The sequence below is a fragment of the Mycobacterium shimoidei genome (assembly GCF_900417275.1).
Taxonomy (GTDB): Bacteria; Actinomycetota; Actinomycetes; order Mycobacteriales; family Mycobacteriaceae; genus Mycobacterium; species Mycobacterium shimoidei.
The window spans coordinates 3,340,300-3,352,572 of record NZ_UEGW01000001.1 but is presented as its reverse complement, the minus strand read 5'-3'; the positions used below and the strand labels follow the sequence as shown (position 1 = coordinate 3,352,572).

Here is a 12,273-nt window from a genome sequence, read left to right as displayed (position 1 = left end):
GTGCCCTATCTGTCGCCGTGGCCGAGCCGGGCCTCGGGGATGGTGGGTTCGAAGAGTTCAACCGGGTTCCCCGACGGATCCTCGAGGAGGATCTGCTTCCCGCCTACGCCGGTGACGATGTCATTGCGGAAACGGGCTCCCGCCGCGCGCAGCCGGCCCACCATGGCGTCCAAATCGGTCACCTCGATCGAGAAGCGGTTCCACCCGCCCGGTGTGGGCAGCGTGCCGTCGGGCATGGCCTGACCGCCACCGGGACCACCGCCCGGCCTGCTCAACACGAGGCGCAGATCTCCGCGAGACAGCATCGCGAAGGTGGGCGCGGGGTGCACATGTCTTCATGAAATCCCAGGTGCGTGCAGTAGAAGGCGATGGCGGCGTCGACGTCGTTCACGATGTAGCGCACGCTGACCGTTGCCATCGTCAGGTACCTCCCGTGCCGACCCGCCAGAGGATACGTCCCATTTCCCCGCGACGTTACGGTGTGGCATGGACTTCTCCCAGATCGAGGTCACGGTCGACGGCGCCCGGGCGGCGATCACGCTCAACCGGCCGGACAAGCTCAACCCGCTCAGCACCACCGCCCTGCGCGAATTGGCGCAAGCCGCCCGGCAGCTGGACACCCTGGCGGGCGTGAAGGTCGTCGTAATCGCCGGCCGCGGGCGGGCCTTCAGCGCCGGAGCCGACCTCGCTTCGTTCGCGTCGGCGCCCGAGGACGGCTTGTCACCGCGTGAGGCAGCCGACACCGGCCGGCAGATGGCCGAGGCGATCGAGGCGATGCGCGCGGTGACCGTCGCCCGCATCCACGGCCATTGTGTCGGCGGCGGGGTGGTCCTCGCAGCAGCGTGCGACCTGCGGATTGCCGCCGACGACACCCGCTTCTCAATCCCGGAAGTCGACCTGGGGATTCCGCTCACCTGGGGAGGCATCCCCCGGCTGGTCCGCGAGATCGGCGCGGCCCGCACCAAGGAGCTGGTGATGACCTGCCGGCCCTTCAGCGCCGGCGAGGCATTGGCGATGGGCTTCCTCAACCGGGTGGTCGTCGCATCCGAACTCGACTCCGCGATCGACGAGCTGGTCACCACGCTGACCGGCAAGTCGGCGCTCACCCTGACCGCGACCAAGCGGCACACCAACGCGGTCGCCGACGGCATGGTCGGCACCGCACGCGCCTGGAACGACGCCGACTCGCTGGTCAGCGCGTTAGGTGACGCCGAATCACGCGCGGCGGCGCTGGCCTATCTCGAACGCCTGGGCCACCGCTAGCGCGGGCCGGCCTCGGCGACCACACCGAAGAGCGGATCGGTGGCCAGCAGCCGCTGGAATGCGACGGCCCGATAACCCGCGTCAGTGAGCGCATCGGCGAGTTCAGCACGCTCGGGCAGCGGCCAACACCCCGCAGTCGCACGCAACACGAGATCCAATTCGGCTGCAGCGAGCGAATTTCCGGCAAACATCGAGGTCAGGATCAGCCGGCCGGTCGGTGCAAGGCGCCGACGCAGATCCGCCAGCAAGCTCGGCCATTCCGCTGGCGAGAAGTAATAGATGTTGTTGTGCAGGGTGATCATGTCGAAAGGGCCGGCGAGCTCAGCGCGGTCCGAGTCCCGGATGTCGGCATGCACTACAGCGCATCGCTCGGCCAGTCCCCACGCCCGAAAGTTGGCCGATGCGAGGTCGACGGCCCGCTCGGACATGTCGATTGCGACCGCGGACAGCTCTTCGCGGGCCTGCACCGCGTGCCGCACATATATGCCCGTACCGCAACCGATTTCCAGCATCGTGCGAACCGGCCGCGCTTCGACGACTTGTCGCACAAAACGGGCGATGAATGGTTCGACCAGCCGTGAACCCTGCGCGACCACTTCGTCGTATTGGTCCAGGTATGGGCCACGCTCGCCGCTTTGCAGCCGCGCGGGCAAGTCGCGATAGACGTCGCCGCGGTAGTCGGCCAGCTCCGCGGTGAACCCGCGAAGTGCCACTGCGTCTTGCGACGCCATTGCACGGATTCGGTTGCCTTTGAGGCTGTATCGACCCTTGCGGCATCGCAGTTCGCCGACGGCGACACCAACGTCCAGCAATCCGTCGAGGAGGTCGGTGTCGGCGGTGCCGATGGACTGTTTGATTTCGTCGAGGGTCGCCGGCTTGTGCAGCGCCGCGATCAAACCAATGCGCTCGGCGGCGCGCAGGAAGCGGATGCGGCTCAGCGCACGCGAATCGGCAAGGATTCCCAGCGTGGCGCGCAGGTTCTTCAGCGCTTCCGCCGGGGGAAGCCACCATGTCGCACGCATGTGGAGAACTCAGACGTTGAAGTACTTGGCTTCCGGGTGGTGCAGGACGAAAGCGTCGGTGGACTGCTCGGGATGTAGCTGCATCTCCTCCGACAGCAGCACGCCGATGCGCTCGGGCTCCAGCAGCGCCATCGTTTTGACTCTGTCCTCCAGGTCGGGGCAGGCGCCGTAACCGAACGAATAGCGGGCGCCGCGATAGCCCAACTTGAAGTAATCCTCAACGGCCGCAGGATCTTCGGCCGACATCGCCCTGTCACCGGAGAAACGCAGCTCCTCGCGGATTCGGCGGTGCCAGTACTCGGCCAGCGCCTCGGTGAGCTGCACGCCGATGCCGTGCACCTCCAGATAATCGCGGTAGGAGTCGCCGGCGAACAGCTCGTTGGCGAAGTCGGCGATCGGGTTGCCCATCGTCACCAGCTGGAACGGCAGCACGTCAACCTGGCCGCGCTCGGTGGCCAGCTCGCGCGAGCGGATGAAATCGGCGATGCACAAGAACCGGTCACGCTGCTGGCGCGGGAAACTGAACCGGAACCGCTCCTGCGCGTCCGGACGCGGCTCAGACAGCACGATCACGTCGTCGCCTTGCGACACCGCCGGGAAGTAGCCATAGACCACTGCCGCGTGTGCGAGTACACCATCGGTGGACAGCCGGTCCAGCCAGTACCGCAGCCTGGGACGGCCTTCGGTTTCGACGAGTTCTTCGTACGATGGTCCCTCGCCGCCCCGTACCCCACGTAATCCCCACTGTCCCAGGAACAACGCCCGCTCGTCGAGGGTTTGGCTGTAGTCGGCCACGGACAATCCCTTGACGATGCGCGATCCCCAGAACGGCGGTGTCGGCACCTCGACATCGGCTGCTACATCGGAGCGCTCCGGCACTTGCACCGGCGTCTCTTTTGCCTTGCGTTCGGCGGCAATACGTTTCGATCGCTGATGACGAGCCTTACGTTCGGCCTGCTTCTCTCGCGCGGCGACGGCTTCCGGGCTTTCCGGGTCGGGGCCCACGCCCCGCTTGACACTCATGATGGTGTCCATCAGCTTGAGGCCCTCGAAAGCGTCTCGCGCGTAATGCACTTCGCCCTCGTAGAGTTCGGCAAGGTCGTCCTCGACGTAGCTGCGAGTCAGCGCGGCGCCGCCGAGCAGCACCGGGAACCGGCTCGCCACCCCGCGGTTGTTCATCTCTTCGAGATTTTCTTTCATCACCACAGTCGATTTCACCAACAGCCCCGACATGCCGACCACGTCGGCGCCCTTGTCTTCGGCGACTTCGAGGATGCTGGCGATCGGCTGTTTGATGCCGAGATTGACCACTTCGTAGCCGTTGTTACTCAAGATGATGTCGACCAGGTTCTTGCCGATGTCGTGCACGTCACCCTTGACGGTGGCCAGCACGATCCGGCCCTTGCCGGCGTCGTCATCGGTGCGCTCCATGTGCGGTTCCAGATACGCGACGGCAGCCTTCATCACCTCGGCTGACTGCAGCACGAACGGCAATTGCATTTGACCCGAGCCGAACAGCTCGCCGACCGTCTTCATGCCGGCCAGCAGATCGGCGTTGATGATCTCCAGCGGCGGCTTCTGCTTCATCGCCTCCTCGAGATCGGCTTCCAAGCCGTTGCGTTCTCCGTCGACGATCCGCCGTGCCAGCCGTTCGAACAGCGGCAGCTTGGCCAGTTCGGCGGCGCGGGTTTCCTTCGACGACGCCGCCGAAACGCCTTCGAACATGCCCATCAGCTCTTGCAGCGGGTCGTAGCCGTCGCGGCGCCGGTCGTAGACCAGATCCAGTGCGACCTCGCGCTGGTCCTCGGGAATGCGGTTCATCGGCAGGATCTTCGATGCGTGCACGATCGCCGAATCCAGCCCCGCCTCCTGGCACTCGTGCAAAAACACGGAGTTAAGCACCTGGCGCGCAGCGGGATTGAGCCCAAACGAAATGTTGGACAACCCCAGTGTGGTTTGCACGTTCGGGTGCCGCTTCTTCAGTTCGCGGATCGCCTCGATGGTTTCGATGCCGTCCCTGCGCGACTCTTCCTGGCCGGTGGCGATGGTGAAGGTCAAGCAGTCGATCAGGATCGACGACTCCTCGACTCCCCAGTTGCCGGTGATGTCGTCGATCAGCCGCTCGGCGATCTCAACCTTCTTGGCGGCGGTGCGCGCCTGGCCCTCCTCGTCGATGGTCAGCGCCACCACCGCGGCGCCGTGCTCGGCAACAAGCTCCATGGTCTTGGTGAACCGCGACTCCGGACCGTCGCCGTCCTCGTAGTTCACCGAGTTGACCGCGCAGCGACCTCCCAGATGCTCCAAACCCGCTTTCAGCACCGGGGTTTCGGTGGAGTCCAGCATGATCGGCAATGTCGACGCGGTGGCCAGTCGGCTGGCCAGCGCAGTCATGTCGGCGACGCCATCGCGGCCGACGTAGTCGACGCACAGATCCAGCATGTGCGCGCCGTCGCGGGTCTGGTCCTTGGCGATGTCAAGGCACTTCTGGTAGTCCTCGGCGATCATCGCTTCGCGGAAAGCCTTGGAACCGTTGGCATTCGTCCGTTCGCCGATCACCAGCACCGACGCTTCCTGCGCGAAGGGGGTGGAGGTGTACAGCGACGACACCGACGGCTCGCGGGTGACCTGGCGCTCGCAACGCTGGACGGTGCGTACCGCCTCGGCCACCGCACGGATGTGCGCCGGAGTGGTGCCGCAGCAGCCGCCGACCAGCGACAGCCCGAACTCGGAGATGAAGCCGGCCAGCGCCTCGGCCAATTCGTCTGGCTGCAGCGGATATTCGGCACCGTTGGAGCCCAGTACCGGCAGGCCCGCGTTGGGCATCACCGACACCGGGATACCGGCGTGCCGCGACAGGTGGCGCAGATGCTCGCTCATCTCGGCGGGCCCGGTCGCGCAGTTCAGCCCGATCATGTCCACACCGAGCGGCTCGATGGCGGTGAGCGCCGCGCCGATCTCGCTGCCCAGCAGCATGGTTCCGGTGGTTTCCACCGTGACGTGGGTGAACACCGGAATGCGCCGGCCGGCCCGGGCCATCGCCCGTCGCGAACCCAGCACCGCGGCCTTGAGTTGCAGCAGATCCTGGCAGGTCTCCACCAGGATGGCGTCCGCGCCGCCGTCCAGCATTCCCAACGCGGCTTCGGTGTAGGCGTCGCGAATCAGCGCGTACTCGGTGTGGCCCAGGGTGGGCAGCTTGGTGCCGGGTCCCATCGACCCGAGGACGTAGCGCTTGTGGTCCGGTGTGGCCAGCTCATCGGCGACCCGGCGGGCGATCGCGGTGCCCTTCTCGGACAACTCCCGGATCCTGTCGGCGATGTCGTAGTCACCCAAGTTGGACAGGTTGCAGCCGAAGGTGTTGGTTTCGACAGCATCGGCGCCAGCCTCGAAATAGCCCCGGTGGATGGTCTCCAGCACGTCCGGACGGGTCTCGTTGAGGATCTCGTTGCAGCCCTCTAAGCCCCGGAAGTCGTCGAGCGTCAGGTCCGCGGCTTGAAGTTGGGTGCCCATCGCGCCGTCGCCGACCATGACGCGCTGCGACAAAGCCTCGAGGATGTCGGTGTCGTAGCCGTGATTGCTGGCAGAAGTCATCGCCACAAGCATAGCCGGTCTATGAAATTCGGTCGTTTCATCGCCACGTCGCCAGCTTCGCACAGGCCGTACGCTGATTTTGTGACCTCGCCGGATCCCCACCTCGTGCTGCCCGAGCTGCACAACACCATCGTCGTGGCGGCCTTCGAGGGATGGAACGACGCGGGCGATGCCGCCAGCGACGCGCTGGAACATCTGGACGCGATCTGGGAGGCCGAGCCCGTGGTGGAGATCGACGACGAGGCCTACTACGACTATCAGGTGAACCGGCCGGTGATCCGCCAGGTCGACGGGGTCACCCGCGAACTTGTGTGGCCGTCGATGCGGATCACCCACTGCCGCCCACCGGGCTGTGATCGCGACATCGTGTTGATGCACGGGGTGGAACCCAACATGCGGTGGCGCACATTCTGCGCCGAGCTGCTGGCGATCGCCGACAAACTCAACGTCGACACCGTGGTGATCCTCGGGGCGTTGCTGGCCGACACGCCGCATACCCGGCCGGTGCCGGTGTCCGGTGCCGCCTACTCCCCCGAGTCCGCGCGCCGGTTCGGTCTGCAGGAAACCCGCTACGAGGGACCGACGGGCATCGCCGGGGTATTTCAGGACGCCTGCGTGGCCGCCGGGATCCCGGCGGTGACGTTCTGGGCGGCGGTGCCGCACTACGTATCGCAGCCGCCCAACCCGAAGGCGACGGTGGCGCTCCTGCGCCGCGTCGAGGAGGTGCTCGATATCGAGGTACCGCTGGGCGACCTGCCGGCCCAGGCCGAGGAGTGGGAGCAGGCCGTCACCGAGATGACAGCCGAGGACGACGAGATCGCCGAGTATGTGCAGGCTCTGGAACAGCGCGGCGACGCCGACGTCGACATGAACGAGGCACTGGGCAAGATCGACGGTGACGCGCTGGCCGCCGAGTTCGAGCGCTATCTGCGTCGCCGCCGCCCCGGATTCGGGCGCTAAGGCCGGTCGGTGATCGCGGTCAGCCCTTTTTGCAGGGCCTGAGTGCGGGCGCTCACCGAACGGCCCAGCGTCGCGACCTCCGCGTCCAGCCGCGCCAGTCTCGGCGGGACCGTTCTGAGGATCTGACGCTCACCGACCCGGCTGGTGAACAGCGGCTTCAGCCACCGGAACAAGCCCACCCATCGCGGGCAGCTGACGTGCCGCTTGCGGCGCTCCATCCCGCGGACCAGCGCCGCCCCGCATTTTTTCACCGCCGTGGGCTGACCGAGCGAGGCCGGCAGTGCGTCAAGGACGTCGCGAAGCGTCGACAGGTCCGCCTTGCTGTCTCGCACCAGCGGTGTGTCGACCCACGACAGGTGCGCCGAGCCGACGTCGACAGCCAGGTCGGCGACCTCCAACCGAAACACGTTGGCGAAATGCTCCACCGCCGCTTTCGATGCGCTGTAGGGAACCGTGCCCGGGTACGCGAAGTATGCGGCGCCCGAGGAAACGAACATCACGTAACCGGCGCGCTCGATCACCGATGGCAGGGCCGCGCGGACCGTGTTGAAGACGCCGACGACGTTGATGTCGATCAGGGCCCGGAAGGCATCGGGATCGACCTGGCGCACCGACCCGTAGGCCGTGATCCCGGCGTTGGCCATCACGATGTCGATGCCGCCGAACCGCTCGATGCCCAAAGCGGCGGCGGCTTGCATCGCCGAGAATTCGCGCACATCGGCCACGACAGTGAGTGCCCGGTCGTCGTCCAACGAGATGGCCGTCTTGATGAGTTGGGTTTCGTCGAGATCTATCAAGACCAGCCTGGCGCCCTTGTCGTGCAATCGGCGGGCCACCTCCGCCCCGATCCCGTTGGCAGCGCCGGTAATCAATGCGACTTTGTCGCGAACAGAGCCCACAGCCGCTCAACGTACCCAAATTAACGACACAGTAAAACATCTAGCGCCCAAAGACTTTCAGCGCTTTGGCAATACCCCTTTGCTGGCGCGCCTAAAGCGTCCGGCCGGGCCCGGCGGAACCGCCGCATCCAGCCGGGGCGCACCGGCAGTCAGCTCACGGCTTTTCGATGGCCTTGGTGTGGGAGCTGACGGACCGGCCCAACGCGGCGACTTCGGCGTCGATCCGCGGCAACAGCTCGGGCACCAATTGCTGCACCGGTAACTCACCCACTCGGGTGGAGAACACAGGCTTCAGCCAGCGGGCGGCGGCAACCCAACGCGGGACGTTGATGCGACGCTTGCGCCGCTCGATGCCCTTGACGAAGGCCTGAGCGCAGGTATGTACCGACGTGGTGCGGTTGAACGGAAACGGCAGTCTGCTCAGCATCTCGCTGAACGCCGAGAACTCGGCTCTGCTGTCCTGCACCATCGGCGTGTCGATCCACAACATGTGCGCCGCGCCGACCGCGACACCCAAGTGCGCGACTTCGAGCCGCAACGCATTGGCGAAAAGCTCCACGCCGGCCTTGGAGGCGTTGTAGGGCGCCAGTCCGGGAGCGGCGGTGTAGGCAGCCATCGACGACACGATCAGCACATAGCCGCGGCGCTCGATCACCGAAGGCAACGCGGCCCGCACCGTGTGGAATACCCCGAGCACGTTGACATCGATCAGGCGGCGGAAAGCCTCGGGGTCGACGTGCAACACCGATCCGTGGCTGATGATGCCGGCGTTGGCCACCACGGTGTCGATGCCGCCGAAGCGTTCGACGGCCGCGTCGGCGGCGGACTGCATCGCCGCCAGATCGCGCACGTCGGCGACGACGGTCAGCACCCGGTCGTCGCCCAGTTCGCGGGCCAGCGTCTCCAGCTGCACCCGGTCCAGATCCGTCAGCACCAGTTTGGCGCCCTTGGCGTGCAGACGACGCGCCAGCTCCGCGCCGATGCCGCCCGCACCACCGGTGATGAACACGACTTGCGAATCGACGGATGCCATTACAGGTCCACTCCTAGCAGTGCGTCGACAACGGTTGCCACGGCCCGCGGCGCGCCCGCGTCGTGGCCGCCGTACTCGAGCGCGTCAGTAGCCCAAGCATCAAGTGCAGCAAGCGCTTTAGGCGTATTCAGATCATCGGCCAGATAGCGGCGAACCCGCGCGATGGTGTCGGTGGCGTCCGGGCCGGCCGACAGCGCGGTCGCGCTGCGCCAGCGATCCAGCCGCGCTACAGCCTGCTCAAGCACTCGCGCGTCCCAGTCCCGGTCGGCGCGGTAATGGCCGGCCAGCAGGCCCAGCCGGATCGCCATCGGCTCGACGCCCTGGGCACGCAAGTCCGAGATGAGGACCAGGTTCCCGCGGCTCTTGGACATCTTGTGCCCCTCCCAGGCGATCATCCCGGCATGCACATAGTGGCGGGCGAATCGCCGCTCGCCGCTGACGCATTCGGCGTGCGCCGCGGTGAATTCGTGATGCGGGAAGATCAAATCCGTGCCGCCACCCTGGATGTCCAGGCCGGTGCCGATGCGGCTGAGCGCGATCGCGGCGCATTCGACGTGCCACCCCGGCCGGCCCGGCCCGAATGGCGACGGCCAACTGGGCTCCCCCGGCCGCGCGGCACGCCACAACAGCGCGTCGAGCGGATCGGTCTTGCCGGGCCGGTCCGGGTCGCCGCCGCGCTCGGCGAACAACTGCAGCATGGTGTCGCGGTCGTAGCCGGATTCGTAGCCGAATTGCAGCGTGGCGTCGGCGTGGTAGTACACGTCGGGATAGTCGCCGTCGTCGACGGCATAAGCGGCCCCGGAGGCCAGCATCTTCTCGACGAGTTCGACCACCTCGTCGATCGCCTCGGTCGCTGAGACGTATTCATGCGGCGGCAGCACCCGCAGCGCGGCCATGTCGTCGCGGAACAACGCGACCTCACGGGCTGCCAGGTCGCGCCATGGCACCCCGTCGCGTTCGGCGCGCTCGAATAGCGGATCGTCGACGTCGGTGATGTTCTGGACGTAGTGCACGTCGTGCCCGAGGTCCAGCCACAATCGGTGAATCAAATCGAACGCCAGATAGGTGGCGGCATGGCCGAGATGGGTGGCGTCATAAGGGGTGATCCCGCAGACATACATGGTCGCGGTGTGACCGGTAGCCACCGGACGTACCTGCCGATCGGCGGTGTCGTAGAGCCGCAGCTCCGGGCCGCGTCCCGGCAGCGCCGGCGGCGAAGCGAAAGCCCAGGACTGCATACCGTCGACTCTAAAGCGTTGCGTCAGCCGGCCAACCGAATGGCACCCAGCAGCACATCGGCCAGCTCCGGGCGGCACATCAGGAAATCCGGCAGGTACGGGTCGGGCCGGTTGTAGATCAGCTCGGAACCGTCCAGCCGCGAGGCGTGCAGGCCTGCCGCCAGCACCACCCCGGCCGGAGCGGCAGAATCCCACTCCCACTGCCCGCCGGCGTGGATGTAGGCGTCGGCGTCACCGCGCACCACCGACATCGCCTTGGCCCCCGCCGAACCGATCCGCACCAGTTCGATGTCGAGGCGCTGAGCCAGGTAATACAGCACCGCCGGTGGCCGGCTGGAGCTGGCGGTGATCCGGATCGGTCCGGAATGGGTTGGCGTGAGGGGGTTTTCTCTGCGGACCGTGTCACTGCGGTAGAGCTCCCCCATCGCGGGCAAGGCGACCGCGGCGTCGGTGATGGCACCGTGCGGACCGCCATCGCGCCGCCACAACGCCACATGCACGGCCCAGTCATCTCTGCCGGGTGTGGAGAACTCGCGGGTGCCGTCCACCGGGTCGATGATCCACACCCGATCGGCCCGTAGCCGGGTCAGGTCGTCATAGGCCTCCTCCGACAGCACCGCATCGGCCGGCCGCTGGGCCGCCAGCCGCCGCAGCAACAGCGCGTTGGCGCTGGTGTCGCCGGCATCCCCGAGCAGCCACGGCGCGTCGAACCCGGCCTTGTCGCGCAACGCCAGCAACAACCGCCCAGCCTCGGCGGCCAGGTCGGCGGCCAGCGCCGCGTCGGTCAGCTCGGAGGTCATCGGACGGATCCTATCTGCGTTCACTCGGCGTCCACCGCGCAAACCGCGGGTTGGGGCCGACGGTGGCGCAGACTCAAAACGCCGGCCAGGGAATGGGGCGGTGCCGGTCCGGGCTGGGCATGACGGGGTTGTCGAGCAGTCCGCGTGCCCGCCGGCTCAGTGCCGCGATTTCGGCGGCGGTCAGGTGGCCGGCCAGCTCCTCGCACAGCGGTCCCCGCAACGCGTCGGCGAGGCGTGCCACCGCGTCCAGCGTCTCGTCGTCGATGGGTTTTCCCGCCCAGCCCCACAACACCGTGCGCAGCTTGTCTTCGGCATGCAGACACACGCCGTGGTCGACACCGTAAACGTGCCCGTCGATGTCCCGCAGGATGTGCCCGCCCTTGCGGTCGGCGTTGTTGACCAAGATGTCGAACACCGCCATCCGCCACAGCCGGATGTCGTCGGCGTGCATCAACACCACTTCATCCCCGGCATAGTCGTAGGCCCGCAGCACCGGCAGGTAACCCGCCGGTGGCTTGGCGGCCGGAAACAAGTCGACCAGATCCGGGCCGGGTTCGCGGTCGGTGTCGCCGACGTCGCCGGGCTGGTCAACCCACAGTTGCAGCATGCCGCGGCCGGCTGGTCCGACCCGAATGATGGTGTAGGGCACGATATTCCAGCCCAGCTGCTTCGAAATCAGGTACGCGCCGAGCTCTCGGCCGGCCAAGGTGCCGTCCGGAAAGTCCCACAGCGGCTGCTCGCCCGCGACCGGCTTGTAGACGCAGTGCACGCTGCGACCGTCCAGCGCGGATTCGCATAAGAAGGTGGCGTTGCTCGCCGAGCGGATGCGTCCAAGGACCGTCAGCTCGCCGCGTCGCAGCACCTCACGAGCGTCAGTCCTCGGCGTCATCGTCAGACCCGAGCAACGCGCTACGCCGGTAGCCGTTGGTGCGCGCGCAGATGTGTCCCTCGGGGTCCAACGGTTCATCGCACAACGGGCACGGTGGCCGGCCCGCGGAGATGACGCGGTTGGAGCGAACGGCGAACTGCCGAGCCGACTCGGGCGTCAAGAACACCCGCACCGCGTCGGGGCCCTCTTCGGTGTCGTCGAGGACCACTGATGCGTCGAACTCGGTGTCGGTGACGGCCAGCAGTTCTACTACCACCGTCTGCGCCTCGGAGTCCCAACCCAGGCCCATGGTGCCGACCCGGAATTCGGCGTCGACCGGGGTGATCAGCGGACTGAGGTCTTCGACCTCGTTCGGTTCCGGCGGGACCGGGGTGCCGAATCTGCGGTTGACCTCGAGCAGCAGCGCGCCGATTCGTTCGGCAAGCACCGCGACCTGCTGCTTCTCCAGCACCACAGACACCACCCGGGAGTCGTGCACCGCCTGCAGATAGAACGTGCGGTTTCCAGGCTGGCCGACGGTCCCGGCAACGAACCGGTCCGGTGTTCGGAAAACATGGATTGCACGAGACATGGCATCTCCA

At 66.8% G+C, this 12,273-nt stretch carries 12 protein-coding genes; 2 read left to right on the top strand and 10 right to left on the bottom strand.

The window, feature by feature from the left end; all coding sequences use genetic code 11:
- Nucleotides 1-5: 5 nt before the first annotated feature.
- Nucleotides 6-305 carry a VOC family protein gene (locus tag MSP7336_RS16175; protein WP_425325751.1) on the bottom strand — a complete coding sequence of 100 codons (300 nt, stop codon included), beginning with the start codon at nucleotides 303-305 and terminating at the stop codon, nucleotides 6-8.
- Complete coding sequence (locus MSP7336_RS24700; RefSeq protein WP_425325750.1) at nucleotides 272-418, bottom strand: VOC family protein; 147 nt, start codon at nucleotides 416-418, stop codon at nucleotides 272-274. The genes MSP7336_RS16175 and MSP7336_RS24700 overlap by 34 nt, the downstream gene beginning before the upstream one ends.
- A 68-nt stretch (nucleotides 419-486) precedes the next feature.
- Between MSP7336_RS24700 and MSP7336_RS16170 the strand changes: the two genes are divergently transcribed.
- Complete coding sequence (locus tag MSP7336_RS16170) at nucleotides 487-1,263, top strand: enoyl-CoA hydratase/isomerase family protein (protein ID WP_069398115.1); 777 nt, start codon at nucleotides 487-489, stop codon at nucleotides 1,261-1,263.
- On the opposite strand, the gene MSP7336_RS16165 is transcribed toward MSP7336_RS16170, so the two are convergent.
- The gene (locus tag MSP7336_RS16165) at nucleotides 1,260-2,285 is read right to left on the bottom strand and encodes an SAM-dependent methyltransferase (protein WP_113964118.1); all 1,026 of its coding nucleotides are present in this window, start codon (nucleotides 2,283-2,285) and stop codon (nucleotides 1,260-1,262) included. The genes MSP7336_RS16170 and MSP7336_RS16165 overlap by 4 nt on opposite strands.
- A 9-nt stretch (nucleotides 2,286-2,294) precedes the next feature.
- Nucleotides 2,295-5,873, bottom strand: coding sequence for a methionine synthase (gene metH, locus MSP7336_RS16160; protein WP_113964960.1), 3,579 nt, complete (start codon nucleotides 5,871-5,873; stop codon nucleotides 2,295-2,297).
- 21 nt (nucleotides 5,874-5,894) lie between these two features.
- Here metH and MSP7336_RS16155 point away from each other — a divergent pair, with 21 nt between their 5' ends.
- Nucleotides 5,895-6,833, top strand: a complete 939-nt coding sequence (locus MSP7336_RS16155) for a PAC2 family protein (protein ID WP_372507610.1) — start codon at nucleotides 5,895-5,897, stop codon at nucleotides 6,831-6,833.
- On the opposite strand, the gene MSP7336_RS16150 is transcribed toward MSP7336_RS16155, so the two are convergent.
- The 6 genes from MSP7336_RS16150 to MSP7336_RS16120 all read right to left on the bottom strand — a co-directional run bounded on the left by MSP7336_RS16150 (nucleotide 6,830) and on the right by MSP7336_RS16120 (nucleotide 12,263).
- On the bottom strand, nucleotides 6,830-7,732 hold the full coding sequence (locus MSP7336_RS16150; protein WP_069398117.1) for an SDR family oxidoreductase: 903 nt from the start codon (nucleotides 7,730-7,732) through the stop codon (nucleotides 6,830-6,832). The genes MSP7336_RS16155 and MSP7336_RS16150 overlap by 4 nt on opposite strands.
- 154 nt (nucleotides 7,733-7,886) lie before the next feature.
- Nucleotides 7,887-8,765 carry an SDR family oxidoreductase gene (locus tag MSP7336_RS16140; protein ID WP_113964116.1) on the bottom strand — a complete coding sequence of 293 codons (879 nt, stop codon included), beginning with the start codon at nucleotides 8,763-8,765 and terminating at the stop codon, nucleotides 7,887-7,889.
- The gene (mshC, locus tag MSP7336_RS16135; RefSeq protein ID WP_069398119.1) at nucleotides 8,765-10,003 is read right to left on the bottom strand and encodes a cysteine--1-D-myo-inosityl 2-amino-2-deoxy-alpha-D-glucopyranoside ligase; all 1,239 of its coding nucleotides are present in this window, start codon (nucleotides 10,001-10,003) and stop codon (nucleotides 8,765-8,767) included. Before mshC ends, MSP7336_RS16140 begins: the two co-directional genes overlap by 1 nt.
- A 23-nt stretch (nucleotides 10,004-10,026) precedes the next feature.
- Nucleotides 10,027-10,803 carry a 3'(2'),5'-bisphosphate nucleotidase CysQ gene (locus MSP7336_RS16130; RefSeq protein ID WP_113964115.1) on the bottom strand — a complete coding sequence of 259 codons (777 nt, stop codon included), beginning with the start codon at nucleotides 10,801-10,803 and terminating at the stop codon, nucleotides 10,027-10,029.
- 73 nt (nucleotides 10,804-10,876) lie between these two features.
- Nucleotides 10,877-11,692, bottom strand: coding sequence for an SCO1664 family protein (locus MSP7336_RS16125; protein ID WP_276001931.1), 816 nt, complete (start codon nucleotides 11,690-11,692; stop codon nucleotides 10,877-10,879).
- Nucleotides 11,676-12,263 (bottom strand): DUF3090 domain-containing protein, encoded by a 588-nt coding sequence (locus MSP7336_RS16120; protein WP_069398122.1) that lies wholly within the window; start codon nucleotides 12,261-12,263, stop codon nucleotides 11,676-11,678. Before MSP7336_RS16120 ends, MSP7336_RS16125 begins: the two co-directional genes overlap by 17 nt.
- Nucleotides 12,264-12,273 lie beyond the last annotated feature (10 nt).

Coding starts and splice junctions, on each gene's coding strand:
- MSP7336_RS16120 (WP_069398122.1), bottom strand. CDS start 12,263: ATGTCTCGTGCAATCCATGTTTTCCGAACACCGGACCGGTTCGTTGCC.
- MSP7336_RS16140 (WP_113964116.1), bottom strand. CDS start 8,765: ATGGCATCCGTCGATTCGCAAGTCGTGTTCATCACCGGTGGTGCGGGC.
- mshC (WP_069398119.1), bottom strand. CDS start 10,003: ATGCAGTCCTGGGCTTTCGCTTCGCCGCCGGCGCTGCCGGGACGCGGC.
- MSP7336_RS16175 (WP_425325751.1), bottom strand. CDS start 305: ATGCTGTCTCGCGGAGATCTGCGCCTCGTGTTGAGCAGGCCGGGCGGT.
- MSP7336_RS16165 (WP_113964118.1), bottom strand. CDS start 2,285: ATGCGTGCGACATGGTGGCTTCCCCCGGCGGAAGCGCTGAAGAACCTG.
- MSP7336_RS16155 (WP_372507610.1), top strand. CDS start 5,895: ATGAAATTCGGTCGTTTCATCGCCACGTCGCCAGCTTCGCACAGGCCG.
- MSP7336_RS16130 (WP_113964115.1), bottom strand. CDS start 10,803: ATGACCTCCGAGCTGACCGACGCGGCGCTGGCCGCCGACCTGGCCGCC.
- MSP7336_RS16125 (WP_276001931.1), bottom strand. CDS start 11,692: ATGACGCCGAGGACTGACGCTCGTGAGGTGCTGCGACGCGGCGAGCTG.
- MSP7336_RS16170 (WP_069398115.1), top strand. CDS start 487: ATGGACTTCTCCCAGATCGAGGTCACGGTCGACGGCGCCCGGGCGGCG.
- metH (WP_113964960.1), bottom strand. CDS start 5,873: ATGACTTCTGCCAGCAATCACGGCTACGACACCGACATCCTCGAGGCT.
- MSP7336_RS24700 (WP_425325750.1), bottom strand. CDS start 418: ATGGCAACGGTCAGCGTGCGCTACATCGTGAACGACGTCGACGCCGCC.